14 protein-coding genes and 3 pseudogenes are annotated in these 25,858 nt (G+C 68.1%); 9 read left to right on the plus strand and 8 right to left on the minus strand.

The genetic code is table 11. The features are described 5' to 3' along the window. Nucleotides 1-3 precede the first annotated feature (3 nt). The 3 genes from Q343_RS0110490 (at nucleotide 4) to Q343_RS0110500 (ending at nucleotide 4,401) form a co-directional block, all read left to right on the plus strand. Nucleotides 4-2,106 carry a 3-hydroxyacyl-CoA dehydrogenase NAD-binding domain-containing protein gene (locus Q343_RS0110490; protein ID WP_029253535.1) on the plus strand — a complete coding sequence of 701 codons (2,103 nt, stop codon included), beginning with the start codon at nucleotides 4-6 and terminating at the stop codon, nucleotides 2,104-2,106. A 142-nt stretch (nucleotides 2,107-2,248) separates the two neighbouring features. After that, complete coding sequence (locus Q343_RS0110495) at nucleotides 2,249-3,352, plus strand: carboxylate-amine ligase (RefSeq protein ID WP_248616816.1); 1,104 nt, start codon at nucleotides 2,249-2,251, stop codon at nucleotides 3,350-3,352. A 59-nt stretch (nucleotides 3,353-3,411) separates the two neighbouring features. Then, nucleotides 3,412-4,401, plus strand: coding sequence for an alpha/beta hydrolase (locus Q343_RS0110500; protein ID WP_029253537.1), 990 nt, complete (start codon nucleotides 3,412-3,414; stop codon nucleotides 4,399-4,401). Between the two features lie 58 nt (nucleotides 4,402-4,459). Here Q343_RS0110500 and Q343_RS15615 read toward each other — a convergent pair whose 3' ends face one another. Next, nucleotides 4,460-4,657, minus strand: a complete 198-nt coding sequence (locus tag Q343_RS15615; RefSeq protein ID WP_248616817.1) for a PH domain-containing protein — start codon at nucleotides 4,655-4,657, stop codon at nucleotides 4,460-4,462. Between the two features lie 2,812 nt (nucleotides 4,658-7,469). On the opposite strand from Q343_RS15615, the pseudogene Q343_RS14070 reads away from it, so the two are divergent. Then, a pseudogene (locus Q343_RS14070) lies at nucleotides 7,470-8,782 on the plus strand (ISL3 family transposase). A gap of 436 nt (nucleotides 8,783-9,218) precedes the next feature. On the opposite strand, the gene Q343_RS14925 reads toward Q343_RS14070, so the two are convergent. Continuing rightward, nucleotides 9,219-10,784 (minus strand): RHS repeat-associated core domain-containing protein, encoded by a 1,566-nt coding sequence (locus tag Q343_RS14925; RefSeq protein ID WP_162175483.1) that lies wholly within the window; start codon nucleotides 10,782-10,784, stop codon nucleotides 9,219-9,221. A 611-nt stretch (nucleotides 10,785-11,395) separates the two neighbouring features. On the opposite strand from Q343_RS14925, the pseudogene Q343_RS14075 reads away from it, so the two are divergent. Further along, nucleotides 11,396-12,712 (plus strand): annotated as a pseudogene (locus Q343_RS14075) (ISL3 family transposase). Nucleotides 12,713-12,911: 199 nt separating this feature from the next. Here Q343_RS14075 and Q343_RS0110520 read toward each other — a convergent pair. The 5 genes and pseudogenes from Q343_RS0110520 to dxs all read right to left on the minus strand — a co-directional run bounded on the left by Q343_RS0110520 (nucleotide 12,912) and on the right by dxs (nucleotide 19,381). Continuing rightward, on the minus strand, nucleotides 12,912-13,388 hold the full coding sequence (locus Q343_RS0110520) for a tyrosine-type recombinase/integrase (RefSeq protein WP_155990719.1): 477 nt from the start codon (nucleotides 13,386-13,388) through the stop codon (nucleotides 12,912-12,914). A gap of 271 nt (nucleotides 13,389-13,659) precedes the next feature. Then, nucleotides 13,660-13,956, minus strand: a pseudogene (locus tag Q343_RS15755) (site-specific integrase); the annotation flags it as partial. A 261-nt stretch (nucleotides 13,957-14,217) separates the two neighbouring features. Further along, entirely contained in the window at nucleotides 14,218-15,084 is an 867-nt protein-coding gene (pflA, locus tag Q343_RS0110525; RefSeq protein WP_029253539.1) for a pyruvate formate-lyase-activating protein, read from the minus strand. A 1-nt stretch (nucleotide 15,085) separates the two neighbouring features. Beyond that, nucleotides 15,086-17,362 carry a formate C-acetyltransferase gene (pflB, locus tag Q343_RS0110530; RefSeq protein WP_029253540.1) on the minus strand — a complete coding sequence of 759 codons (2,277 nt, stop codon included), beginning with the start codon at nucleotides 17,360-17,362 and terminating at the stop codon, nucleotides 15,086-15,088. 123 nt (nucleotides 17,363-17,485) lie between these two features. Next, the gene (dxs, locus tag Q343_RS0110535; RefSeq protein ID WP_029253541.1) at nucleotides 17,486-19,381 is read right to left on the minus strand and encodes a 1-deoxy-D-xylulose-5-phosphate synthase; all 1,896 of its coding nucleotides are present in this window, start codon (nucleotides 19,379-19,381) and stop codon (nucleotides 17,486-17,488) included. Nucleotides 19,382-19,490: 109 nt separating this feature from the next. On the opposite strand from dxs, the gene Q343_RS0110540 reads away from it, so the two are divergent. The 4 genes from Q343_RS0110540 (at nucleotide 19,491) to Q343_RS0110555 (ending at nucleotide 23,032) form a co-directional block, all read left to right on the plus strand. Next, the gene (locus Q343_RS0110540; protein WP_029253542.1) at nucleotides 19,491-20,939 is read left to right on the plus strand and encodes a GuaB1 family IMP dehydrogenase-related protein; all 1,449 of its coding nucleotides are present in this window, start codon (nucleotides 19,491-19,493) and stop codon (nucleotides 20,937-20,939) included. Then, nucleotides 20,936-21,634, plus strand: a complete 699-nt coding sequence (locus Q343_RS0110545; protein ID WP_029253543.1) for an NUDIX hydrolase — start codon at nucleotides 20,936-20,938, stop codon at nucleotides 21,632-21,634. Before Q343_RS0110540 ends, Q343_RS0110545 begins: the two co-directional genes overlap by 4 nt. A 4-nt stretch (nucleotides 21,635-21,638) precedes the next feature. Then, on the plus strand, nucleotides 21,639-22,550 hold the full coding sequence (locus Q343_RS0110550; RefSeq protein ID WP_029253544.1) for an aminoglycoside phosphotransferase family protein: 912 nt from the start codon (nucleotides 21,639-21,641) through the stop codon (nucleotides 22,548-22,550). 74 nt (nucleotides 22,551-22,624) lie between these two features. Next, a complete protein-coding gene (locus tag Q343_RS0110555) occupies nucleotides 22,625-23,032 on the plus strand; it encodes a DUF1801 domain-containing protein (protein WP_029253545.1) in 408 nt (135 codons plus the stop codon). A 45-nt stretch (nucleotides 23,033-23,077) separates the two neighbouring features. Here the strand turns inward: Q343_RS0110555 and acnA are convergent, their stop codons facing one another. Continuing rightward, nucleotides 23,078-25,834 (minus strand): aconitate hydratase AcnA, encoded by a 2,757-nt coding sequence (gene acnA, locus Q343_RS0110560; RefSeq protein WP_029253546.1) that lies wholly within the window; start codon nucleotides 25,832-25,834, stop codon nucleotides 23,078-23,080. Nucleotides 25,835-25,858 lie beyond the last annotated feature (24 nt).

Raw genomic sequence — 25,858 nt, forward strand, 5'->3', positions numbered from 1 at the left:
CTGATGAGCACCGACACACGCGCCGAGCGCGTCACCCACTCCCTCGTCCGCGACGTCGCCCTGCCGGGCGGCACGGGGACGATGGCCCTGATCACGATGGACAACGGGCTCGACCACACCAAGCCGTCGACCCTCGGCCCCGAGGGGATGGCCGAGCTGACCACGGCCCTCGAGGGGCTGAAGGAGCGCGCGGCGGCCGGCGAGATCGTCGCCGTCGGTGTCACGGGCAAGCCGTACTTCCTGGCCGCCGGTGCCGACCTCACGCAGGTCGCCGCGGTGACCACGCACGACGACGCGCGTGAGCTCGGCCGCAACGGTCACCGCGCCTACACCCTGCTGGGCGAGCTGGGCGTGCCCACCTTCGCGTTCGTCAACGGCCTGGCCCTCGGTGGCGGGTTCGAGCTCGCGCTCAACTGCACCTACCGCACTGTCGCCTCGGACGCGGGCGCACTTGCCCTCCCGGAGACCGGCCTCGGTCTGATCCCGGGCTGGGGCGGCGCCTACCTCGTGCCTCGCCTGATCGGCGTCGAGAAGGCCGTCGACGTGATCCTGACGCGGCCCGCTGCCAACAAGCCGTTCAAGCCCGCCGAGGTCCTCGAGCTCGGACTGGTCGACGCGCTCTTCGGCTCGGCCGACTACCTCGAGCAGTCCATCGCGTGGGCGGAGTCCGTCCTGCGCGGCGACGTCACCGTCGAGCGACGCGAGCTCGACTCGCCCGAGGTCTGGGACGCCGTCGTGCACGCGACCCGCCAGCGCCTGGACGCCGTCGTCGCCGACTCCCGCCCCGCGCCGGGACGCGCGCTCGACCTCATCGCCGCGGCACGGACCGCGACGCAGGCGGACGCGTTCGCCGCCGAGGACGAGGCCCTGGCGGACCTCATCATGACCGACGAGATGCGCTCGAGCGTCTACGCGTTCCAGGCGGTCTCGCAGGGCAAGCGCCCGACCGGTGCCCCGGACAAGAGCCTCGCGAAGCCCGTCACCCGCGTCGGCATCGTCGGTGCGGGGCTCATGGCCGCACAGATCGCGATGCTGTTCGCCCAGCGGCTCGGTGTGCCGGTCGTGATGCGCGACCTCGACCAGGAGCGCGTCGACAAGGGACTGCAGCACGTGCGCGGCACCGTCGAGAAGCTCACGGGGTCGGGACGGATGTCGGCCGACGCCGGGGCGAAGATCCTCGCCTCCGTTCACGGCACGACGGACATCCAGGACTTCGCGTCCTGCGATTTCGTGATCGAAGCCGTCACCGAGGTCATGGGCCTGAAGAAGAAGGTCTTCGCCGAGCTCGAGGGCATCATCTCCCCCGACGCGATCCTCGCGACGAACACCTCGGCCCTGTCCATCACCGAGATGGCGGCCGACCTTCAGCACCCCGAGCGCGTCGTCGGCATCCACTTCTTCAACCCGGTCGCCCAGATGCCCCTGGTGGAGATCATCAAGGCCGAGAAGACGTCGGACGAGGCCCTCGCCACCGGGTTCGCCGTCGCCAAGAAGCTCCGCAAGACGGCCGTGGGCTGCCTCGACCGGCCGGGCTTCGTCGTCAACCGCCTGCTGGTGCTCCTCCTCGGAAAGATCGCTGAGGCCGTGGAGGGCGGGACGCCCGTCGAGGCCGCGGACCGCGCTCTGCGTCCGCTCGGTCTGCCGATGCCTCCGTTCCAGCTGCTCGACCTCGTCGGTCCGGCGGTCGGGCTCCACGTCCTGACCTCCCTGCGCGAGGACCTCGGTGAGCGCATCCCGCAGTCCCCAGGGCTCGAGAAGCTCGTCGAGGACGGCACACGGCTCTCGCTCAAGCCTGCCGCCAAGGGCCTTCCGGCTGACGTCGACCCGGAGATCCAGTCCGCCTTCGCAGCGACGCCCGGCACCGGGCTGGACGAGGCAGGGGTCCTCGACTCGGTGCTCACGGCACTGACCGTCGAGATCGGTCACATGCTCGACGAGAAGGTGATCGAGACTCCCACCCAGATCGACCTCTGCATGATCCTCGGCGCCGGGTGGGGCTTCCACCTCGGCGGGATCACCCCGTACCTGGACCGCACCGGGTACTCGGAGAAGGTCCTCGGCCGGCGTCTGCTGCCGGACGGCGTCGCGAACGTCCCGCAGGGCTGACCTCACCCGCACCCGCTCCACCGCCGACCCGGCGCTCGCGGTCCGTCCCCCTCGGGACCGACCGCGAGCGCCGGGTCGTCCGGGTTCCGGAACCGGGGGCCGTCCGCGAGCGTGGTCCGCCTCCAACCAGCAGACTGCGGCCATGACGGAACTACGGACCATGGGCGTCGAAGAAGAATTCCTGCTCGTCGGCGACGACGGCGCGCCCGTCGCCAAGGCCGCGGCGGCCCTCGACGCGCACGGCGGCGCTGTCACGGACACGGCCGCCGGGGCCGTCGAGAACGAGTTCATGGAAGAACAGCTGGAGACCGCCACGCACCCTCGCGACTCCCTGGAGGACCTGGCACGGGAGGTCAGGGCGGGCCGATCGCGTGCCCAGGAGGTCGCCGACCGGGTCGGCGCCCGGGCCGTCGCGCTCGCGACCTCCCCGATCGCCTTCACCGGCACCACGGTGTCCCGCCTGCGCTACCTCGAGGCCCGGCGCGTCTTCGGCATCACCGCGAGGGAGCAGCTCACCAGCGGCTGCCACGTCCACGTGGCCGTCGCCGACGACACGGAGGGCGTCGCCGTCCTGGACCGCATCGGCCCGTGGCTGCCGACCCTGATGGCGCTCAGCGCCAACTCGCCGTACTGGCAGGGCGACGACACCGACTATGCCAGCTTCCGGTCCCAGGTCTGGGCCCGCTGGCCGACGTCGGGGCCCACCCGCACGTTCGGGACGCCGGAGCGGTATCACGCCGCCGTCGACACGCTCGTCGCGACCGGGACGGTGCTCGACGCGAACATGGTCTTCTTCGACGCCCGTCTCTCCCCCACCTACCCCACCGTCGAGATCCGGGTGGCGGACGTCTGCCTGGACCCGGGCACGACGACGCTCCTCGCAGCCCTCGCGCGGGGCCTGGTCGAGACGGCCGCACGGTCGGCCGCGGCCGACGAACCCGCCCCCGAGGACGCACCCGAGCTGCTCCGGACCGCAGCCTGGCGGGCCGGACGCTCGGGGATCTCCGGCGACCTCGTCTCCCCTCTCACGTGGCGGCCGGCACCGGCGCACGACGTCGTCGGAGCGCTCGTCACGCACGTGCGCGAGGCGCTCGTCGACGCAGGCGACATGGATGCGGTCACCGACCTGCTCGGGGCGCTGTGGGCGGGCGGGGGCGGGGCCGACCGGCAGCGCGCCTGGTACGCCGAAGGAGGTGGCGACCTCCGCCACCTCGTGGACCGGGCGGTGGCGGCCAGCCAGGCGTAAACGATGGCCGTCGGGCGCGGGACTCCGGGAGAGACACTGCAGAGGACGAGGATAGGACGATGAACTCCGCAACCGGGACGCCCGGGCGCACCCGGTCCACCGTCGTCCGCTTCGTCGCCACGGCGGTCCTCGGCGCCATGCTCCTGATCGTCCCCACCGTCGTCCTGCTCACGGCCGCGGACGTCGTCCAGCACCAGCACTGGAGCTACGGCGCGCTCCTCGGTGTCGCCGCGGCCTGTGGCGTCCTCCTGGTCGCCGCCGTCGTCCGCGACGTGCGGGAGGGGGACCGTCCGCGACGCGACGTCGCGCATCCCGTCCGGCGGGTGGTCGGGGCGACCGTCCTGAGCATCGCGCTCGTCGGGACCCTCGGGGCCGCATGGTGGCTCGAACCGTTCGGCGCGACCGACCGCGCACTCGACGCACTCGGGTCCGACGAGACGGTCACGGTCGCCGAGACGTCGGGCTGGTACAGCTTCACACCCGTGGGTTCTGCGTCGGAGGTCGGCCTCGTCTACTCCCCCGGAGCCCGGGTCGACGTCCGTGCGACCGCCGCGATCCTGCGCCCGCTGGCCGAGGCCGGCTACACCGTGGTCAGCCTCAAGGAGCCGCTCGGCATCGCATTCGTCGACATCGACCAGTCCGCAGACGCGATCGAGGCCCACCCCGACGTCGAGACCTGGGTGGTCGGCGGGCACTCCCTCGGCGGCGTGGCAGCCTCGTCGTTCGCGGGCGCCAACCCCGAGACCGTCGACGGCCTCCTGCTCCACGCGTCGTACCCGGCGGGCGACATCAGCGACAGCCCACTGACGGTCACCTCGGTCTCCGGCTCCGAGGACGGTCTCTCGACCCCCGAGGCGATCGCGGACTCACGGCAGGACCTTCCTGCGGCGACGACGTTCGTCGAGATCGCCGGAGCCGTGCACGCCGACTTCGCCGACTACGGCCCGCAGCCCGGCGACGGGGCGCCCACGATCAGCCGCGACGACGCCCAGGCCCAGATCGTCGAGGCAAGTCTCGCGCTCCTCGACGGCCTCGACCACCAGCCATAGCGTCCGCCAGGGATCACGCCGGCTGCCCGGCGCACGAACCGAGCTGCAGGCGAACCGGTCACAGGACCTTGCTGGCGACGAGGTGTCCGATCCAACGAATGTCGACGTCGCTCTTGAACTCCAGCTTGACCTTGCCAAGTCCGCTGAACCACAGCAAAAGCTCGGCATCGAGATCGAACGTCCCCGCAGTCTCGACGGAGAACCTCTGGATCTTCCCGTACGGCATGGAGGTGTAGTCCTTCTTCTTGCCGGTCATCCCCTAGACCTTCAGAGCGACGATCCGCTTGTCCGTGACGGTCACGGAGTCACGCATCCCCTTGAACGCGCCGAGGGCCTCTTCCCAGAGAGCAGGACGCCGCTCAGTGCCTCACCGGCTTCCGCGGGACTCCACGGTCCGAGCTTCGTATAGGCCGCGTTCTGAAAGTCGATCACATCGTATCTGCGGCGTTCACAGATCTCGCATGAGAAGTACCAGGTGAGGGCGTAGGCGGTATGCCGTTGGCGACGCGTCCCGTGTCAGCCCAGTGGTCAGCGCTCGTTCCTCGACACACATGCTGCGCGGCGCCGGGAACCTCGTTGACCGGGCTGATGGCTCGTGCAATCCTCGGGCGACACAAGCTCGCCACGACAAAGGTGTCGGGAGAAGCTGGCAGTCGCCGGGGTCGTTTCGTTCGTTTTGACAGTAGGCTTTGGGGTGGCAGCGTCGCCAACCGCACTCGCTGACAACACCGTGAGCGCGTCTTCGTCAGAGCCCACCCCTGCAGTCGCCACCGCAGCCGAGGCCACGCAAGCTCGGTATGTCGACAAGGCGGGCAATCCGATTCCTGTCGACACCGACACTCCGGACGCAGGTTCATCGACGCAGGCTATCGGCTGCACGCCGGATTGTGGTGTCGATAATCCCCACATCTCCAGCACCTCGTCAACCGACGCGGTGCGAGCACATGGGTGGTGGAAGAAGGGAACATGCACAGCCGCGACTGCTCACGTACAGGTATGCCTCTACGAGTACTTGACGAACGGCCCAGAGGGCTACTGGGAACGAATGAACTGTTCGCCCAGGAACCCTCTGAAGCCCGGGGGCGGCAGCAGCTACCGAGTGACCGCCCACGAAGACTGCCACGACGACACGCGAGTGTCGTGGCGTGCTCGTGTTGACGTGGATGTTGATGGACAGATCGACACGTCAGAAGTGCCTTACCGGCAAGCAGATGTCTATTGCAGGGTTCTCTGAGGATTCTGCGTGGCGGTGAGATGATGATGGCATCCGGAGAGATGCGGCCGGGCATCCATGGCGGTCGGGGCGCCGCAGCTGCGCCCCGACCGCTCCTGGGGGCGGTCTGGGGCAAGTCCCGGATCGATCCAGACGGTCAGCACAACCTCAACAATGACCCGCACTCTCGGTTCGTCCAACGTTCGCAAGCAATGGGTTGGCTCGACGAACGCATGGTCATTGTTGACCCGAGCGGCAATGAACGCGTAGTTGGAAATGCGGGCCTATGGCAAATGAATGATGGGGGATATGGTCCGATAGGAACAGAGAGCAGAAGTCTTGCGCCGACATTCTGGTTCCAGGTTGGCATTGACAAACTGTCTGATTCGCGCCCCCTTCCAACTGAACCCTTCCTTTGCTGCGCGGCTGCCGTCGCAGCGACCTTGGGCGAGTTTGAGCTCCGAGCGGCGCAATTGGTGTTGCCAATCTCCCAGCTGTCTGTCGGACGGAATGGCCATGCTGCGTCGGCGCCGAGTGTAGAAACGCGAGATTGGTTTAGTGGTGCGCTCGAACACCCGAAGCGCGTTCGAGTGTCGATGGATATTGCCGTGGGTGCTAGGTCGCGATTCACCCCAGAATTCGCATCGGGGCTTATAAGGGATATAAAATCGTATGCATCACCTGTCTTCGAGGCCAACGAATGGATAGAAGGCTCGGCGGCACATTCGGCCTTTCCAGACCGAGTTTGGCAAGGTCCCCGTGGTGATGGTCTGCGTATCTATGGCTCCGTTTCTGGCTGGAGCCTTGACGCGATCGGCTGGGTTGCTGCTCTATTGGCTGATTGTGCCGTAAGGCGAGGACTTGCGGCACCGTTGCTCGTAACTGTGACGCTCGATTAGATCCTAGGTTTTCACGGGAGCCGTCGCTCGGTTTCGATGAGGGGGCCGTTAAAGGTGAGGCGGTCGACGGTCGCAGCGCAGAGTCTGGATCGGCGAGTGTGTTGGTCCAGCCCGCAAACGAGGCGATGGTCTTTGACAGGATCATCTCATCGGCGGCTTGGGCGAGCTCGATTGCGAGTTATGGAACGAGTCCGATTTCGAGCGCGCCGAGTTCGAGTCGCCAGCCGAACAGTTCGCTTGAATGTACTCGGTGCTCGATCACCCAGCAGTGCGATTCGGCGCCAAAGTTCGAGGTTCTCGCCGTGGGCTGCGGCCGGTGCCTGCTCGAGCGTCCGCACCTCGTTTTCGGTGCCTCTACCGTTCGTCCTTGGACCGTGCGGAAAGTGCCCGAATCGCTGAGCTGGCACCGGCGCCTGGGACGGACGGCATCTCGGCTACCGGCCGATGTGCTCGGCGGAGCTCGTCAATGCGTATCCGGAGGCTAGGCGTCGCGTACAGAAAGTCAGTCGACACTCCGGCCGTACGGGCGACTGCGGCGAAGGTGATCGGTTCGCCGGCTCCGGAGAGGGCGACGAGTGCGGCGTTCGCCTTGGCGAGGGAGTCTGCATGACGCGCCTTCGCGGCCTCCACGAGGTGCTCACTCATGTTGTTCCTCCGGCTGCTGGGGCAGGGTTCTTGGGCTGATCGACCGTCCCCGCCCCTCGGACCGCCCGGCAAGGTCCGGAGACGTCTTCGATGGCGATGAGGATCTGGCTCAGGGAGCACGTCTCGGCCTGCCGGCCTTGAAGCCAGAGGTTCTCGTCGTCCATTGCCGTTCCGCATCGGGTGCGGAACGCGGCCTGGCGTCGGAAGGTTAGCGGCGCATCGCAGATGAGGGTGTAGCGGTCGTGTCGGGGTAGACGTCGAGGTCCCCTGATGACGGAGGTTCCTACGCCGTCCAGCCGGCAGACCTCGACATGCGTGACGCTACCTTCGTGTGCCCTGACCTGACTACATTCGCCCGCCTCGACGAGCTCGGTCTCGTTGTCGTGGGCCGACGCCTTGAATCCGATCGAGCGGTGCTCGCGCGCAGGGTCATGGGCAGCCCGGACGACGGTTGGTGTCGTCGCTGCGGGTGTGAAGGCGTTCTGCGAGACACGGTGCGGCGGCGCCTGGCGCACGAGCCGTTCGGGTGGCGACGCACGGTCCTGGATATCGTGGTGAGCCGCTACCAGTGCACGGGGTGCGCGCACGTGTGGCGCCAAGACACCACGAAGGTTGCGGGCCCTCGTTCGAGGTTGTCCCGGGGCGGGGCGCTGGGCGCTAGAAGCGCTCGTGGCACAGCATCTGAGCGTCGCGCGGATCGCCGAGAGCCTCGCCGTGTCGTGGCATACCGCGAACGACGCTGTCCTGGCCGAAGGTAGACGGGTCCTGATCGATGACCCGGCGCGGTTCGACGGCGTCGCTGTGCTGGGCGTCGACGAACATGTATGGCGTCATACGCGGTTCGGCGAGAAGTACGTGGCCGTGGTCATCGATCTGACCCCGATCCGCGACAACACGGGGCCAGCGGGCTTGCTCGACATGGTCCCAGGGCGCTCGAAACAGGCGTTCAAGGCGTGGCCCGCAGCCCGCCCCAAGGCGTGGCGCGATGGTGTCGAGGTCGTCGCGATGGACGGCTTCGCCGAGCTCAAGTCCGCTACCACCGAGGAACCGCCCGACGCCGTCGCCGTAATGGCTCCGTTCCACGTCGTGTGCCTCGCGGGCGACGCACTCGATGTCTGCCGCCGGCGCGTCCAACAGCAGCTGCACGGCCACCGCGGACGCTCTGGCGATCCTCTCTACCGGGCCAGACGGACCCTGCACACCGGGACCGACCTGCTCACCGAGAAACAGCGGGTCCGGATCGAGGCCCTCTTCGCTACCGACGAGCACGTCGATATCGAAGCGACCTGGGGGATCTACCAGAAGGTGATCGCCACATACCGCCCCCCAACCGCGCGACCGGGCGAACGCTGATGAGCGAGCTCATCACCTCCCTGAGTACCGGCCCCCGGACGACCTGAAGAACGTCATCACGCCCGGACGGACCCTCAAGAAGCGCGCCGCCGATGTCCTGGCCTACTTCGACCGCCCCGGGACCAGCAACGGACCAACGGAGGCCATCAATGGACGACTCGAACCCCTATGCGGCTCCGCCCTCGGCTTCCGGAACCTCGCCCACTACATCGCCCGGTCCCTCCTCGAGACCGGGGGCTTCAAATCCCGACTACACCTTGCTTTCGGATGAGCCCGCAACTGGCGCTTCATCATCACCCATTCCACACAGCCCAAACGAGTGGAATAGCGAGAAGAACTGTCGTCACACCTGAAAGTACAGCAATTTGTGAAATCCGTCTTTTCGTTTCAAGCCGCACTAGGAGAAGGTCCCCGTCGGTTTTCGATAGCCAATCACGGGACAGCCACAAGGTTAGCGAATACCCGGCTGACCCGACTGGCGCCCAGAGCATTATGGTGGGCAATCCGGAATGGTCAAAAAGGAAGTAGAAGCACGATATTCCGAAAGAGGCGACTAACAGTGATCCAATGAGGACAACGTTTTCACCCAGTGGCGAGATTCCAATTGTCACCAATTTGGATCGCCAGATAGATAGAACGCAAAGAGCCCACCCCGATATCGACGCTAGCACCGCAAATAAAACAACATAGGCTGGCATGCTTAACGCTCACCGCCAACCGGATGCATGCTGAGTGCACCCAGTCTGGCCTGCGGCGGACATCACACCAACGTATCCGTGATCAGCGATTCGGGTGGCTGTTGGAATGGTTCTTGATTGGAAAGCCCGCCCCAATCCGATTGTGAATTCCTTTCCCGGGTCGGCTGCCCTTCGTGCGAAGCCGATTAGATCAGAGTGTTGCCCGAGCGCCGTCCGAAGAACGTCTTCCCGTCTCGATGCGCGCGCGCCCAGGATCTTTCCAAGAACGAGATCAAATCCTGTATTCGCGACAGCCTCGGTTGGGCTTTGACCCCCGCGTGCCACTCCGATTCCATTAACAGTGGCGCTGGCGCCCGGAGCAAATAGGCCAACCACGGTGCACGGCCCGGCTGAGGCGATGATGCACGCTACCGCCGCGGCGACTCCGATTCCTTGGCCAACGCGCGCAAGGATTGCGTTCCCTTCGTCGGACATAGCCCAATCAACGGCAGAATTCCCCCACTCCAAAGTACTGTCGAGAGCTCTTTTGTACCGCGGCTTCTTCTTGCCCGAGTCCTCATCTTTCGCACTGGAACCGGTCGATTTTGAAGTCGGAGGGTCGGGCTGTTCCGTGGGAATACTGACTGGAATAATGACCGTCTTCCTTCGACGAAAGGGCCCACTTTTTGTCCGGGTTGATATCGTTCCGGTACGTTCTTTGGTTTTCTTGTCGGTGCCGTACTCGAACTGTTGGGCGCACGTTGATGATCCGCAGTAGATCATTCCGGTGGGGTCGGACCAGGTGGTGGGGTTATTATTGGCGCAGTTGTAGGCGGCCCATTGTTGTGAGTCAGCGACGTCCATGATGGGGTCGACCGAGATGAAGTGTCCGGTCGTATTGTCGTAATAGCGGGCGCCGATTGACGTCAAGCCTGTGGTGTCTTCGGGTTTATCGAGGAAGCCGTGGTCACCTGGCATGGCGGACGTCTGCCCACGTTCGCTACCGAACGGTGTCCCGTAGCGGCGCGTGATCCCGCAGCTGATGTTCGTCACCGCGGCGGTTGCTGTTGCCTGATGGTCGGAGGTCAGTGTGGTGACGTCGTCGAACCTGGGACCGGTACGCAGTGCGATGGTTTCGCCGTTGAAACTGTAGTAGCGAGTAGCTTCCTGCTGGTCACTAGCCGTGAGCGCGAGTTCCTGGCCGCCAGGAAGATGCACAGTGGTGACACCCTCCTGGGTACGCACTAGGCGGTCACCATCAGCGGTGTATATAAAGTTAACCCCCTGGGTTCCAGCCTGCTCGACCGAGTCACGTTCACCCTCGACATCCCATGTCAGAGTTTGGGTGCCCTGCCCTGGCAGGTCCCGGACCGCGGTCTTCCCTGTCTCGTCATAGCCGAACGTTGACTGGCTAGCCCCTGATCTCACGCTCGCGACTGCGTGGGGACGGCCCTGGCCCGACGCCGGATAGGCGTAGTTCTGCGCTTCCGCCCCTGCCGTGGTGTGGTCGGTAGTCGACGTGCAATTGCCGATTGGGTCGTAGGTGAAATCGGTCCAGTACTCCGCTGGCCCACCAAGGGCGGTCGTGATCTTCACCGCCGCGCACGAACTATTCTCGAGAGTCCAGGCTGAAGTGAGCCTCCGTAGCCCGTCATGGTCGAAACACTGAGTATCTCGTGCAACTCCAGCCTGAGTTGGGTTGCTATCGATCCGCGCGAGATTTCCCGCCGAATCGTGAGAGTATGCAGAGGCATAGGACGTCCCTGCTGTCCCCTCAACGTTCAACGCCGTCGGAGCCAGACGCCTGCATCCAGGCTCGTACGTATGGGTCCGGACCAGTGCGTAGTAGTTCCCCGCATCGACCATCAGTGGCTCACCGTAGGAGTTATACATAGCGTTCGCGACGCACACACCCCACCCATATCCCGAACTCGTCCCTTCGGCCTTGCCAAGATCATCGTAGTAATAGTTGACGTGCTCGGTACCCAAATTCGTAAGTTCATTCAACGTCGCGGTCTTGAGCCGTCCATCGAGAGCGTAGTCGAAGGCCACATCGCAAGTGCCCGCAAGTTCCCCTTGCGCAGGCGGGAGAGGATCGCAGCTCAACGCAGTTGAGGGTGTAGCGCTGGCGGGCTGAGCTGCTCCGGGGATGGGTCCAGATCCCCCAGGATGGAAGTTCTGACACTGCCCATCTGGCAGACCTCGACGTGCCTGAACCTACCTTCGCTGCCCCTGACCTGATTACCTTCGCGCGCCTGGACGAACTCGGTCTCGTCGCGGTCGGGCAGCGCCTGGAACCCGATCGGGCGGTGCTGTCCTGCCGGGTCGTGGCACGCGTGGACGACGCGTTCTGCCGCAAGTGCGGCGCCGAGGGCTTTCCTCGAGACACTGTGACCAGGCGCCTGGCGCACTAGCCGTTCGGGTGTCGGCCGGTGACGTTGCAGGTGCGGGTTCGCCGTTACCGCTGCTCAGCCTGCAAGCGGGTGTGGCGTCAGGACACCACGGCTGTGGCCGGGCCGCTGGCGAGGCTGTCCCGGGCGGCGGTGCGGTGGGCGTTGGTCGCCCTCGTGGTGCAGCACCTGACCGTCGCGCGGGTGGCCGAGGCCCTCGCGGTCGCGTGGCATACCGCGAACGACGCCGTCCTGGCCGAAGGGCGCCGGGCCCTGATCGGCGATCGTGCCCGGTTCGACGGCGTGGCCGTGATCGGCGTGGACGAGCCCGTGTGGCGCCAGACCCGGCGCGGCGAGAAGTACGTGACCGTGATCATCGACCTGACCCCGATCCGCGACCAGACCGGTCCGGCGAGGCTTCTTGACATGGTCGAAGGTCGTTCCAAGAGCGCGTTCAAGACCTGGCTCGCCGCCCGCCCGAAAACCTGGCGCGACCGGGTATAGGCCGCCGCGATGGACGGCTTCACCGGCTTCAAGACCGCCGCGGCCGAGGAACTGCCCGACGCAACCGCAGTCATGGACCCGTTCCACGTCGTGCGCCTCGCCGGCGACGCCCTGGACCGGTGGGGACGCAGGGTCCAGCTCGATCTGCACGGCCACCGCGGACGAGCGAAGGACCCGCTCGACAAGGCCCGGCGAACCCTGCACCCCGGTGCCGACCTGCTCACCGACTCCCAGAAGAACCGGATCGAAGCACTCTTCGCCTCCGACGAGCACGTCGAGGTCGAGGAGACCTGGGGCGTCTACCAGCGCATGATCGCCGCCTACCGTCACCCCGACCGGGCCCAGGGCCGCACCGCGATGACCGCGGTCGTCGACTCGGTGGCCAACGGCGTGCCGGCCGCGCTCACTGAGCTCGTCACTCTCGGGCGGACCCTGACCAAGCGCGCCGCCGACGTGCTCGCGTTCTTCGACCTGCCCGGCACCAGCAACGGCCCGACAGAGGCGATCAATGGCCACCTCGAGCACCTGCGCGGCTCCGCCCTCGGCTTCCGCAACCTCACTCACTACATCGCCCGATCGCTCCTCGAGGCCGGCGGCTTCAGACCGCGACTACACCCTCAACTGCGTTAAGCCAGATTAGCGACTCGGTGGAGTCGAGCTGTTGCCGCAATTCGTTGCCGTGGCTGGCGTCGGTAACGAACTTGTCGCAGGTGAGACACGCATTGCCGCGGTTGCATGTCTGCCGTGGGGGAGCTTGCACCGTCCGTTGAGGATCACGCGGTCGGCACGCTTGCCCGCCCAGCCGCTCCTACCGGTGCCCGCTTCGGGCTCAGCCATCGGCCCTCGCCGCCCAGCCGGCGGCGACCTCGTGCCAGTTCGCTAGCGCCGCCAACACGGCATCGTCCGTGATGTGCCCGTTGGTGTTGGTCGTGGTCTGCACACTCCTGTGGCCGAGGCGTCGGCTGACCACGTGCAGGGGCATGCCCGCGCGCAGCAATGCCGTGGCGTGGGTGTGGCGAAACCAGTGCCGGGTCAAAGCGGCGGGCACCAGGGGCACGCGCCGCCTCGTCCGCTCGAGGTGCGCGTAGACGCTCTCGACGCGCAGTGGCCCCAACATCGGCTCCCGGTAGACGTTGCAGAAGATGTACGCCGAGTCCCAGTCGACGACGGCGGCATCCGCGCCGCGCTCGCACAGCCACCACACGTTGTCGCCGTACAAGCGATCGGCTCGGCTGCCGACGAACACCCGCTGAGAACCACTCTCGGGCCTGATCCCGTGCGGATGCGGACGAGGGACGATCTCCACGTTGGCCGTGTCCCCACGCCCCGTCGTCCAGTCTCGATGCTGAAGCGACAGGGTCGAAGGCGACCTCAGCCGCGATCAGGTCATCGATCGCCGCCGGGCCGAGGACCGGACCGTCCCTCATCTGAGTCGGGACCCTCAACGGCGAGCGTCGGCTGCCCTTCCGACGGGCGACATGTTCGAGGAAGGGCAGGTACCGGCCGGAGCGGGCGTTGACCTGCTCGTAGAGGAAGGACGCTGCGGGGACGCCCATCGCCCCGTGGAATCGGTAGAAGCTCATCACCGGCCCAAGTCGGGCCGCGACGGTGGCGTCGGAGACCACACGCTCCGACCGTAGAGCCGAGACGCCCGCACCGATCTCGCCCGCCCGGAGGGCTCGCAAGAACGCACCGACGTCAGCAAGCACCACGGCATCCCACGCACGCTGACGGTCCTCGAGGAACGTCGCCCACATCGCCAACGCCTTGGCGTACGCGCGGACCGTGTGCTGGGAGTAGTCCGACTGGGGGTCAGCTCTCGGTAGTCCTCGACGGTTTCGATGACGCGGCGGTCCGGTCCGACGACGGTCCAGGTCGTGCCCGTCTCAGCATGAACGCGCAGGGGTGTCGCCACCGAACCTCCATCCGTCCGCTCGGAGCACACCAGGAGCGATGTATACGAATCCGACGAATGCGCCTACTCGATCCGAAACAGCCGTACCTGATGACACTGCCGGCGACGGGCCTCCTGCCACCGGTGACCGTCCGCGGCGGACGTCTTCGGCACTCCGATCCACGTACCGGATGGCTGGGGAATCCCCTTGGCGGTGACAGTTCGAATCACGCGAATTCTGTCAGAACGTCGTCAGTCCCTCGGCACGGAACACGTCGCGGACGGCTTCGGTCGCGTCGGGGGTCGGCGGCTCGGTGTCACCGAGCTCGTACGTCCGGCCGAGCTCGGCCCACTTGTCGCGGGCCATCTGGTGGAACGGCAGGACCTCGACGCGCTCGACGGTCCCGGGGCGCACCGCCTCGATCGCGGCGGCGTGCCCGGCCACGAGCTCGACGTTGCGGGGGTCGTCGGTCAGTCCCGGCACGAGCACGAACCGGACCCAGACCTTTTTGCCGAGCTCCGCGAGACGTCGACCGAAGGCGATCGTCGGAGCCAACGACCGGCTCGTCACGCGCTGGTAGGTCTCCTCGTCGCCCGCCTTGATGTCGAGGAGAACCAGGTCGACGTCGTCGAGCATCTCGTCCGAGGCGTTGGCGCCCAGGAATCCCGACGTGTCGATGCACGTGTGGACGCCCATCTCCTTGGCGCCGCGCAGGATCCGGCCGGCGAACGCCGGCTGCATGAGGACCTCGCCGCCCGAGAGCGTGATGCCGCCGTTCGTCGCGGAGAAGACGCCGCGGTACCGCTTGATCCGTGCCAGCACCTCGTCGGCGAGGACGGGGTCGCCGTCCTTCATCGCGAAGGTGTCGGGGTTGTGGCAGTACAGGCAGCGCAGGGGGCAGCCGGACAGGAACATCGTCATCCGGGTCCCTGGGCCGTCCACCGCCGTGACGAGCTCCCACGAGTGCATCGACCCGAGCTCGCCGGTCCGCATCAGTGCGAACTTCTCTGCACGCGGAACCTCTGAGGTGGACAGCCCCCGAAGCCCCGCACCCGCACGACGGCGGGTGGGGGCCTCGAGGTCGGTCGTCTCGACCTGGCAGGTCATGTCAGACGGTGCCGTGGAAGGTCCGCGAGAGCACGTCGAGCTGCTGCTCGCGGGTGAGGCGGACGAAGTTCACGGCGTACCCGGAGACACGGATCGTGAGCTGCGGGTACTTCTCGGGGTGTGCCATGGCGTCCTCGAGCGTCTCGCGCACCAGCACGTTGACGTTCATGTGGTAGCCACCGCCGCCGAACGAGGCGTCGAGCAGGCCGGAGAGGTTCGTGATCTGCTCCTCGCGCGTCCGGCCGAGCCCGGCGGGCACGATCGTGTTCGTGAGCGAGATCCCGTCCTGGGACTCCTCGTACGGCAGCTTGGCCACCGACAGCGCCGAGGCGAGCATGCCGTGCGTGTCACGGCCGTTCATCGGGTTGGCTCCCGGGGAGAACGGCTCGCCGGCCCGACGGCCGTCGGGCGTGTTGCCCGTCGCCTTGCCATAGACGACGTTCGAGGTGATCGTCAGCACGGACTGCGTGGGCACCGCGTCGCGATACATCGTGTGCCGACGGATCTTCTCCATGAACGACTCGACGAGCTCGACGGCGATCGAGTCGGCGCGGTCGTCGTCGTTGCCGTAGGCGGGGTAGTCACCCTCGGTGACGTAGTCGACGACGACGCCGCGGTCGTCGAAGACCGGGGTGACGCTCGCGTACCGAATCGCGGAGAGCGAGTCGGCCGCGACGGAGAGTCCGGCGATCCCGCAGGCCATGGTGCGCAGCACGTCCTTGTCGTGCAGCGCCATCTCGAGTCGCTCGTACGCGTACTTGTCGTGCGACCAGTGGATGCAGTTGAGCGCCTCGACATAGGTCTCCGCGAGCCAGTCCATCGTCTTGTCGAAGCGCGCACGGACGTCGTCGTAGTCCAGCGGCTGCCCCTCGGGGACGGGCGCGACGGTCGGCGAGACCTGCTTGCCCGACACCTCGTCGCGACCACCGTTGATGGCGTAGAGGAGCGTCTTGGCCAGGTTGACCCGCGCCCCGAAGAACTGCATCTGCTTGCCGACGGCCATCGGTGACACGCAGCACGCGATCGCCGCGTCGTCGCCCCAGGCCGCACGGATCTCGTCGTCCGACTCGTACTGGACGGCGGAGGTGTCGATCGAGACCTGCGAGCAGAAGTCCTTGAATCCCTGCGGCAGCTTGTCCGTCCAGAAGACGGTCATGTTCGGCTCGGGTGCCGGGCCCAGGTTGTAGAGGGTCTGGAGCATCCGGAAGGAGTTCTTGGTGACGAGCGGGCGCCCGTCCTCCCCCACGCCGCCGATCGTCTCGGTGACCCACGTCGGGTCCCCGGAGAACAGCGCGTCGTACTCGGGAGTGCGCAGGAACCGGACGATGCGCAGCTTGATCACGAAGTCGTCCATGATCTCCTGCGCCTGCTCCTCGGTGAGGACGCCGGCCGCGAGGTCGCGCTCGATGTACACGTCGAGGAAGGTCGAGGTGCGTCCGAGCGACATCGCGGCGCCGTTCTGCTCCTTGACCGCGGCGAGGAAGCCGAAGTAGAGCCACTGCACGGCCTCACGGGCGGTGGTCGCCGGGCCCGAGATGTCGTAGCCGTACGAGGCCGCCATCTCCTTGAGCTCGCCGAGCGCACGGATCTGCTCCGAGTGCTCCTCGCGCTCGCGGGCGATCTTCTCGCTGAACGGCTGGGTCTCGAGCGTGAGCTTGTCGACCTTCTTCGCGGCGATCAGCTGGTCGACGCCGTAGAGCGCGACGCGGCGGTAGTCACCGATGATCCGGCCACGGCCGTAGGCGTCGGGCAGCCCCGTGATGATGTGCGAGCTGCGTGCCGCGCGGACGTTGGGCGGGTAGACGTCGAAGACACCCTGGTTGTGCGTCTTGCGGTACTCGGTGAAGACCTTCTTGAGGTTCTGGTCCACCGGGTAGCCGTAGGTGTTGAGCGCGCCCTCGACCATGCGCCATCCGCCGTTCGGCATGATGGCGCGCTTCAGGGGGGCGTCGGTCTGCAGGCCGACGATGAGCTCCGCGGCCTCGTTGATGTAGCCGGGCTCGTGCGCGGTGATGCCGGCGGGCACGTCGTAGGAGACGTCGTAGACGCCCTTCTCGCGCTCGGCCGGGAACATCGCGCTCAGCTGGTCCCAGATACCGGTGGTCCGGGCGGTGGCGCCGGCGAGGAAGGTCCCGTCGCCCTCATACGGCGTGTAGTTCTCCTGGATGAAGTTCCTGACGTCGACCTGGTCGCACCAGGGGCCCGGAGTGAATCCGGCCCAGGCAGCGACAGGTGCGTCGTCACCGGTGGTCTGCGCAGCCTGCGAAACGCTCGTCATTCGTGTCTCCTCCGTGCGGCGAGGACGGTCCGTCGTCGCCCCTTTAGGATATCGTGAATGTCTTCACAAGGCGCGTCAAGAATCCGTGATGTCGGAGATAGACGCGGATCACACCGCGCGGCGTCAGGCTCGACCGAGCGCGCCGAGGACGTCGCGCACCACGTCACCGGCCGTCATCCGCTGTGCGTCGAGGATCTCCGACCGCTCCGCGGTGTCGAGGAACTCGTGCCCGATGCCGGCATGGACGAACCTCGAGCCCGCACCGGCCTCCGCCGACCTCTGCGCGATCGCCGCACCGACCCCGCCGTCGACCAGCCCGTCCTCGACGGTGACGACGACGTCGTGCTCCGGGACGAGCTTGACCACGGCGGGCGGCACCGGCAGCACCCACGTCGGGGCGACGACCGTCGCCGAGACGCCGTGCAGAGCCAGGGACGAGGCCGCGTCGAGCGCGACGGGCACCATCGAGCCCACGCCCACGACGAGCACGCGCGGCGCGTCCGGGTCGCCCGCGTGCCGTGCGAGCACGTCGACACCGTCGATCGTGTCGACCGCCTCGATCGGCGCGGGGATCGCACCCTTGGGGTAGCGGAGGACGGTCGGTGCGTCGTCGACGTCCACGGCCTCGCGGAGCGCCGTGCGCAGGGTCTTCTCGTCCCGGGGCGCGGCGAGCCGCAGACCGGGGACGATGCGGAGCATCGCCATGTCCCACATGCCGTTGTGGCTCGCCCCGTCCGAGCCGGTCACCCCGGCGCGGTCCAGGACGAACGTCACCCCCGCCCGGTGGAGGGCAACGTCGAGCAAAACCTGGTCAAAGGCTCGGTTGAGAAATGTCGCGTACACGGCAACGACCGGGTGGAGGCCGGCGAAGGCCATGCCCGCCGCGGAGGTAGCCGCGTGCTGCTCGGCGATCCCGACGTCGAACGTGCGGTCGGGGAACTCCTGGGCGAACGGAGCCAGGCCCACGGGGTGCAGCATCGCCGCCGTGATCGCGACGACGTCCTTGCGGTCGCGCCCGATCTCGACGATCTCGTCGGCGAAGACCGACGTCCACCCGAACCGCGACGGTGCCACGGGCAGCCCGGTCTCCGGGTGGATCTTGCCGACCGCGTGGAACCGGTCCGCGACGTCCTGCTCCGCCGGGCTGTACCCGCGGCCCTTCTCGGTGATCGCGTGCACGATCACCGGCTCACCGAACGCGCGTGCGGCGCGCAGCGCGCGCTCCATCGCCTCGACGTCGTGCCCGTCGACAGGACCGATGTACTTCATCCCGAGGTCCTCGAACATGCCCTGCGGGGCGACGACGTCCTTGAGGCCCTTCTTGAGCCCGTGCAGCCAGTCGTAGGCGAAGCGACCGGGGGCGCCGCCACGGGTCAGGGCACGCTTGCCCCACCCGAGGAAGGCCTCGTACCCCTGGGTGACACGCAGGGTGTCCAGGTGGTGTGCGAGGCCGCCGATCGTGGGCGAGTAGGAGCGGCCGTTGTCGTTGACCACCACGACGAGCCGGCGGTCCTGCGACTCCGCGATGTTGTTCAGCGCCTCCCAGGCCATGCCGCCCGTCAGCGCTCCGTCGCCGATGACGGCGACGACATGGCGGTCCGTCAGACCGCGCACGACGTTGGCCTTGGCGATCCCGTCGGCCCAGCTCAGCGCGGTCGACGCGTGAGAGTTCTCCACGACGTCGTGCGCGGACTCCGCCCGGCTCGGGTAGCCCGACAGCCCGTCCTTGGACCGCAGCTCGGAGAAGTCCTGACGCCCCGTCAACAGCTTGTGCACGTAGGACTGGTGGCCCGTGTCGAAGACGAAGGTGTCGGTCGGCGAGCGGAAGACACGGTGCATCGCGACCGTCATCTCGACGACGCCGAGGTTGGGCCCCAGGTGTCCCCCGGTCCGTGAGACCGAGTCGACGAGGAAGTCCCGGATCTCCTGGGACAGCCGGACGGTCTGGGCGCTCGAGAGGCGTCGTACGTCCTCCGGCGACGTGATGCCGGCCAGCAGTGGCCCGCGACTTGACGACATGGGTGCTCCGTTCTCCATAGCCGGACCACCATAGGCGGTCGACCGGCCCGATGGTGACACCGCCGTGGCATGTGCGCAGTGTCACAGACCACCACCGTAGACTCAGGGTATGCACTTCCTCTCCGATCAGCACCCCACGACGGACCTCACCTACGGCGACGTGTTCATGGTTCCGTCCCGCTCCGAGGTCACCTCACGGTTCGACGTCGACCTCGCGACGGACGACGGCACGGGGACCACCCTCCCGCTCGTCGTCGCGAACATGACGGCGGTCGCCGGGCGTCGGATGGCAGAGACCGTGGCACGACGCGGCGGGATCGCGATCATCCCGCAGGACGTGCCGACCGACGTGGTCGCGGACGTCGTCGCCTCGGTCAAGGCCAAGGACCCGGTGGTCGACACGGCGGTGACGGTCGGCCCCCACGACACCGTGCACACGGCCCTGACGCTGCTCGGCAAGCGGGCGCACGGGGCCGCCGTCGTCGTGGAGGACGAGCAGGTCCTCGGGATCGTCACCGGCGGCGACTGCGAGGGGGTCGACCGCTTCACCCAGGTCCACGCGGTGATGTCGGACGCAAGCGTCGTCGTCGACGCCGCCGACCTCGACGGCACCGACGGGCTCCGTCGCGTGTTCGAGCAGCTGCACGCCGCACGGGTCCACGTCGCACCCGTCGTCCGGGACGGTGCCCTCGTCGGCATCCTCACGCGCAAGGGTGCGCTGCGGTCCAGCATCTACTCCCCCGCGCTCGACGACTCCGGCCGTCTGCGCATCGGCGCCGCCGTCGGGATCAACGGCGACGTCGCCACGAAGGCCGCCGAGCTCCTGCGGGCCGGCGTCGACGTCCTCGTCGTCGACACCGCCCACGGCCACCAGACCAAGATGCTCGAGGCGCTCGCCGCCGTCCGGGCGCTCGAGCCGACCGTGCCGATCGCCGCAGGCAACGTCGTCACCGCCGACGGCGTCCGGGACCTCGTCGCCGCGGGCGCAGACATCGTCAAGGTCGGGGTCGGCCCCGGGGCGATGTGCACGACGCGCATGATGACGGCGGTCGGGCGGCCACAGTTCTCGGCGGTGCTCGAGTGCGCCGCCGCCGCCCGCGAGCTGGGCAAGCACGTGTGGGCCGACGGCGGGGTCCGACACCCGCGCGACGTCGCGCTCGCCCTGGCCGCAGGAGCCTCGCAGGTGATGATCGGGTCGTGGTTCGCGGGGACGTTCGAGTCGCCGGGCGACCTGCACGACGACGGCACCGGGCGTCGCTACAAGGAAAGCTTCGGGATGGCCTCGGCCCGGGCTGTCGCCGCGCGGACGGCCGGCGGATCGGCGTTCGACCGTGCCCGCAAGGGCCTGTACGAGGAGGGCATCAGCTCCTCCCGGATGTACCTCGACCCGCAGCGTCCCGGCGTCGAGGACCTGATCGACGAGATCACCTCCGGACTCCGGAGCTCCTGCACCTACGCGGGGGCCACGAGCCTGCCGGAGTTCGCCGAACGCGCCGTCGTCGGCATCCAGTCGGCGGCCGGGTACGAGGAGGGGCGTCCGCTGCCCGCCGGCTGGTGAGCGCCTCTCGACCGCTCGGCCGGGCCCGGGACGAGCTCGCTCACCTGACCGACGACGGCGGGGCCTGGCCTCGCCCGTGGCGGCTCGCCGTCGGACGCCTGGACGCCACGGCCCGTGAGGCGGCCGTCCTCGTCCTGTTCGGGGCCCTGGACCACGTCCCGGCCGAGCACCGCTCGCAGGCCGTGGCCGCCGAGCTGGACGTGCTCCTCCTGGCACGGGCCACGACGCTCGGCAGCCACCCCGGGCAGGTCGCCTTCCCCGGCGGGCGGGTCGACCCCGAGGACGACTCGGTGCTCGACGCCGCGATGCGCGAGGCGGTCGAGGAGACCGGCCTCGACCCTGCCGGGGTCGAGGTGCTGGGCCCGCTGGGCGCACTCCCCCTCCCCGTCTCGAACCACCGCGTCACCCCGGTGCTGGCGTGGTGGGCCGAGCCCTCGCCCGTCGCCGTCGTGGACGAGCGCGAGTCGGCGTACGTGTTCCGTGCGCCGGTCGCGGACCTTCTCGACGCCCGGTCCCGGTTCACGGCCGTCGTGCGACACGGCTCGCGGACGTTCCGGAGCCCCGCCTTCCGCGTCGTCGGGAACGAGGGCGAGCACATCGTCTGGGGTTTCACAGGAGGGGTCCTGGACGCTCTCTTCGAGCGGCTCGGCTGGGCGGAACCCTGGGACGCGGCAGACGAACGTCCGGTCCTCTAGCGCCGTGGCCGACACCCCTCGCGCCGACGTCCGGATCGACACGGACCTCGTCCGGGAGCTGCTCCGCGAGCAGCACCCGGACCTCGCCACCCTGCCCCTGCGACCCGAGACCGACGGGTGGGACAACGCGACCCTGCGCCTCGGCGACCACCTCGCGGTCCGACTGCCGCGCCGTCGTCTCTCGGCCGACCTCGTCCGCCACGAGCAGCGCTGGCTGCCGTCGATCGCTGCGCTCGTCCCCTGTCCCGTACCAGCACCGGTCCGGGTGGGCAGGCCCACGTCGTCGTTCCCGTGGGCCTGGAGCGTCGTCCCGTGGTTCGAGGGGGTGAGCGCGCTGAGCCTCGACGGCCGGAGCCGTGGTGCGGCCGCCCGACCGCTCGCCACGTTCCTCGCGGCGCTCCATACGCCCGCCCCGGCCGGTGCCCCGGAGAACCCGTACCGCGGGGTCCCGCTGACGCACCGCGACGGCGACGTGCGCCGACGGCTGGATGCCGGCGTCGTACCGCGTGCCCGCGACCTCACCCAGGTGTGGGAGGCCGCGTGCGCCGCACCGGTCGCGGACGGCCCACCGCGATGGCTCCACGGCGACCTCCACCCGGGGAACCTCGTCCTCGACACGGCGGCGCCGCACGAGCTCCGTGCGGTGATCGACTTCGGCGACGTCTGTGCGGGTGACCCGGCGACCGACCTCGCCACCGCGTGGCTCACCTTCGACCGCTCCGCGCGCGACGAGTTCCGCTCCGTCGTGACCGAGCTCTGCGACACCTCGAGGGCCACGTGGCGGCGGGCAGCGGGATGGGCGGTCGTCGTGGCCAGCGCGCTCGTCGAGAGCAGCGACGACCACGCCGCCTACCGCCGCCTCGGGCTCGCCGCGATCGACGCCGTGCTCGACGACGCACCGCAGCTGTTCCCGTAACGAACGTTCCCGATGCGGCCGTTCCTCGACCGCCCCGGTCGGCGCCCGCGGTCGATCCTCGCTACCGTCAGGAGATGGCGTACGAGGCGAAGACCCGTCCGACCGACGCGGACGTCGGGCAGTTCGTGGAGACCGTCCGCTCTCCGACACGGCGCCGCGACGCCTACACGCTCCTCGACCTGCACGCGCAGATCACCGGGCTGGAGCCCGTGATGTGGGGGCCGAGCATCATCGGCTACGGCAGCCACCACTACCGGTACGCGACCGGGCACGAGGGCGACATGCCCGCGGCGGCGTTCTCGCCGCGTACCGCGGCGACGACGTTCTACCTCTACGGCCAGGACGACGACGACCACCTGCTCGCCGAGCTCGGACCGCACCGGCGTGGTGTCGGGTGCCTGTACGTGACGAACCTTGAGCGCGTGGACATGGACGTCCTGGAGCGGCTGATCCGCCGGTCCTACGAGGCCCTGACGCCGTAGGGGCGCCCACCGTGACGGTGGACGCCCCTACGGGACTCGGGTCGGTCAGGCGTTGACGAGCGACCGCAGCACGTACTGCAGGATGCCGCCGTTGCGGTAGTAGTCAGCCTCACCCGGGGTGTCGATCCGGACGACGGCGTCGAACGTGACGGTCTCGCCCGACTCCTTGGTCGCGGTCACGGCCAGCGTCGACGGCGTGCGGCCCTCGTTGAGCGCCGTGACACCCGCGATGTCGAACGTCTCCGTGCCGTCGAGCCCCAGGGACTCGACGCTCTCCCCGGCCGGGAACTGCAGCGGGAGGACGCCCATCCCGATGAGGTTCGAGCGGTGGATCCGCTCGAAGCTCTCCGTGATGACGGCCTTGACCCCGAGGAGCGCGGTGCCCTTGGCCGCCCAGTCACGGGACGAGCCCGAGCCGTACTCCTTGCCACCGAGGACGACGAGCGGGGTGCCCTGCGCGGCGTAGTCCTGCGCGGCGTCGTAGATCGTGTCCTGCTCGCCCTTGACGAAGTTGAAGGTGTAGCCACCCTCGACGTCGTTCAGGAGCTGGTTGCGCAGACGGATGTTCGCGAACGTCCCGCGGATCATGACCTCGTGGTTCCCGCGGCGCGAGCCGTAGGAGTTGAAGTCCTTGCGAGCGATCCCGTTCTCGGCGAGGTAGACCCCCGCCGGGCTGTCGGTCTTGATCGCACCGGCCGGCGAGATGTGGTCGGTCGTGACCGAGTCGCCCAGCTTCGCCAGGACGCGGGCGCCCGAGATGTCGGAGACGGGCTCCGGCGTCGTGCCCATGCCCTCGAAGTACGGGGGCTTGCGCACGTAGGTCGACTCGGAGTCCCACTCGAAGGTCGAGCCCTCGGGCGTCTCGAGCGAGCGCCAGCGCTCGTCGCCCGTGAAGACGTCGGCGTAGTCGGACTCGAACATCGCGCGGTCGATCGACCCGGCGATGGTCTGCTCGACCTCCTCGGCCGTCGGCCAGATGTCCTTGAGGAAGATCGGCTCGCCGTTCTCGTCACGGCCCAGCGGGTCGTGGTCGAAGTCGAACTCCATCGTCCCGGCCAGCGCGTACGCGATCACGAGCGGCGGGGAGGCCAGGTAGTTCATCTTCACGTCGGGGTTGATGCGCCCCTCGAAGTTCCGGTTCCCGGAGAGCACGGAGACGACCGCGAGGTCGTTCTCCTGGACCGCCTCGGAGACCTTCTCGTCGAGCGGGCCCGAGTTGCCGATGCAGGTGGCGCAGCCGTAGCCGACCAGGTGAAAGCCGAGCTTCTCGAGGTAGGGCCACATGCCGGCCTTCTCGTAGTAGTTCGTCACGACCTGCGAGCCGGGGGCCATCGAGGTCTTGACCCACGGCTTGGCGGTCAGTCCCTTCTCGACGGCCTTCTTGGCGACGAGCGCAGCGGCCATCATGACCGACGGGTTCGACGTGTTGGTGCACGAGGTGATCGACGCGATCGCCACGGCGCCGTGGAAGAGGTTGAACTCCTTGCCGTTCGAGTCGGTCACCGCGACCTCGCGGCGCACCTGCGCGTGGGTCGAGGGCGAGTCGGACGCGGGGAACGACTCGAGCTCGGCCTGGTCGACCGAGTCGATGACGTCAGAGGCGTAGTTCGGCAGGTCGCGGGCGAACGCGGACTTCGCGTGGCTGAGCTGGATCCGGTCCTGCGGGCGCTTCGGGCCGGCGATCGACGGCACGACCGAACCGAGGTCGAGCTCGATGTACTCGGAGAACTTGGGCTGGACGTAGCTCTCGGCGCTCGGGTCGAGCCAGAGCCCCTGCTCCTTGGAGTAGGCCTCGACCAGTGCGACCTGGTCCTCGCTGCGGCCCGTCAGGCGCAGGTACTCGAGCGTCACGTCGTCGATCGGGAAGATCGCGGCCGTGGAGCCGAACTCCGGGCTCATGTTGCCGATCGTGGCGCGGTTGGCGAGCGGCACCGACGCGACACCGTCGCCGTAGAACTCGACGAACTTTCCGACGACGCCGTGCTGGCGCAGCATCTCGGTGATCGTGAGCACCACGTCGGTCGCGGTCACGCCGGCGGGGATCTCGCCCGTGAGCTTGAAGCCCACGACGCGCGGGATCAGCATCGAGACGGGCTGTCCGAGCATCGCGGCCTCGGCCTCGATGCCGCCGACGCCCCAGCCGAGCACGCCGAGGCCGTTGACCATCGTCGTGTGCGAGTCGGTGCCGACGCACGTGTCGGGGTAGGCGCGGAGCACGCCGTCGACCTCGCGGGTCATGACGGTGCGCGCCAGGTACTCGATGTTGACCTGGTGGACGATGCCGGTGCCCGGGGGGACGACCTTGAAGTCGTCGAACGCCGTCTGGCCCCAGCGCAGGAACTGGTAGCGCTCGTGGTTGCGCTGGTACTCGATCTCGACGTTGCGCTCGAACGCGTCGGCACGGCCGGCGACGTCGATCTGCACGGAGTGGTCGATCACCATCTCGGCGGGCGCGAGCGGGTTGATGCGCTCCGGGTCCCCGCCGAGGTCGGCGACGGCCTCACGCATGGTAGCGAGGTCCACGACGCAGGGCACGCCGGTGAAGTCCTGCATGATCACGCGCGCGGGCGTGAACTGGATCTCGGTGTCGGGCTGCGCGTCCGGGTCCCAGGCGGCGATGGCACGCACGTGGTCCGCGGTGATGTTCGCCCCGTCCTCGGTCCGCAGGAGGTTCTCCGCAAGCACCTTGAGGCTGTACGGAAGGCGCTCGGTCCCCTCGACGGCGGAGAGTCGGAAGATCTCGTACGAGTTCTCACCGACCTCCAGGTTTCCCTTCGACCCGAACGTGTCGACGCTGCTCACGGTTGCTCCTTCACTGCTGGCGAG

It is taken from the genome of Paraoerskovia marina DSM 21750, from assembly GCF_000701465.1.
Taxonomy (GTDB): domain Bacteria; phylum Actinomycetota; class Actinomycetes; order Actinomycetales; family Cellulomonadaceae; genus Paraoerskovia; species Paraoerskovia marina.

Excerpts from the sequence above, each read along its gene's own strand:
- pflB (WP_029253540.1), bottom strand. The coding sequence starts at position 17,362 with ATGACGAGCGTTTCGCAGGCTGCGCAGACCACCGGTGACGACGCACCT.
- Q343_RS0110500 (WP_029253537.1), top strand. The coding sequence starts at position 3,412 with ATGAACTCCGCAACCGGGACGCCCGGGCGCACCCGGTCCACCGTCGTC.
- pflA (WP_029253539.1), bottom strand. The coding sequence starts at position 15,084 with ATGACCTGCCAGGTCGAGACGACCGACCTCGAGGCCCCCACCCGCCGT.
- Q343_RS15615 (WP_248616817.1), bottom strand. The coding sequence starts at position 4,657 with ATGACCGGCAAGAAGAAGGACTACACCTCCATGCCGTACGGGAAGATC.
- Q343_RS0110540 (WP_029253542.1), top strand. The coding sequence starts at position 19,491 with ATGCACTTCCTCTCCGATCAGCACCCCACGACGGACCTCACCTACGGC.
- Q343_RS0110495 (WP_248616816.1), top strand. The coding sequence starts at position 2,249 with ATGACGGAACTACGGACCATGGGCGTCGAAGAAGAATTCCTGCTCGTC.
- dxs (WP_029253541.1), bottom strand. The coding sequence starts at position 19,381 with ATGTCGTCAAGTCGCGGGCCACTGCTGGCCGGCATCACGTCGCCGGAG.
- Q343_RS0110555 (WP_029253545.1), top strand. The coding sequence starts at position 22,625 with ATGGCGTACGAGGCGAAGACCCGTCCGACCGACGCGGACGTCGGGCAG.
- Q343_RS0110490 (WP_029253535.1), top strand. The coding sequence starts at position 4 with ATGAGCACCGACACACGCGCCGAGCGCGTCACCCACTCCCTCGTCCGC.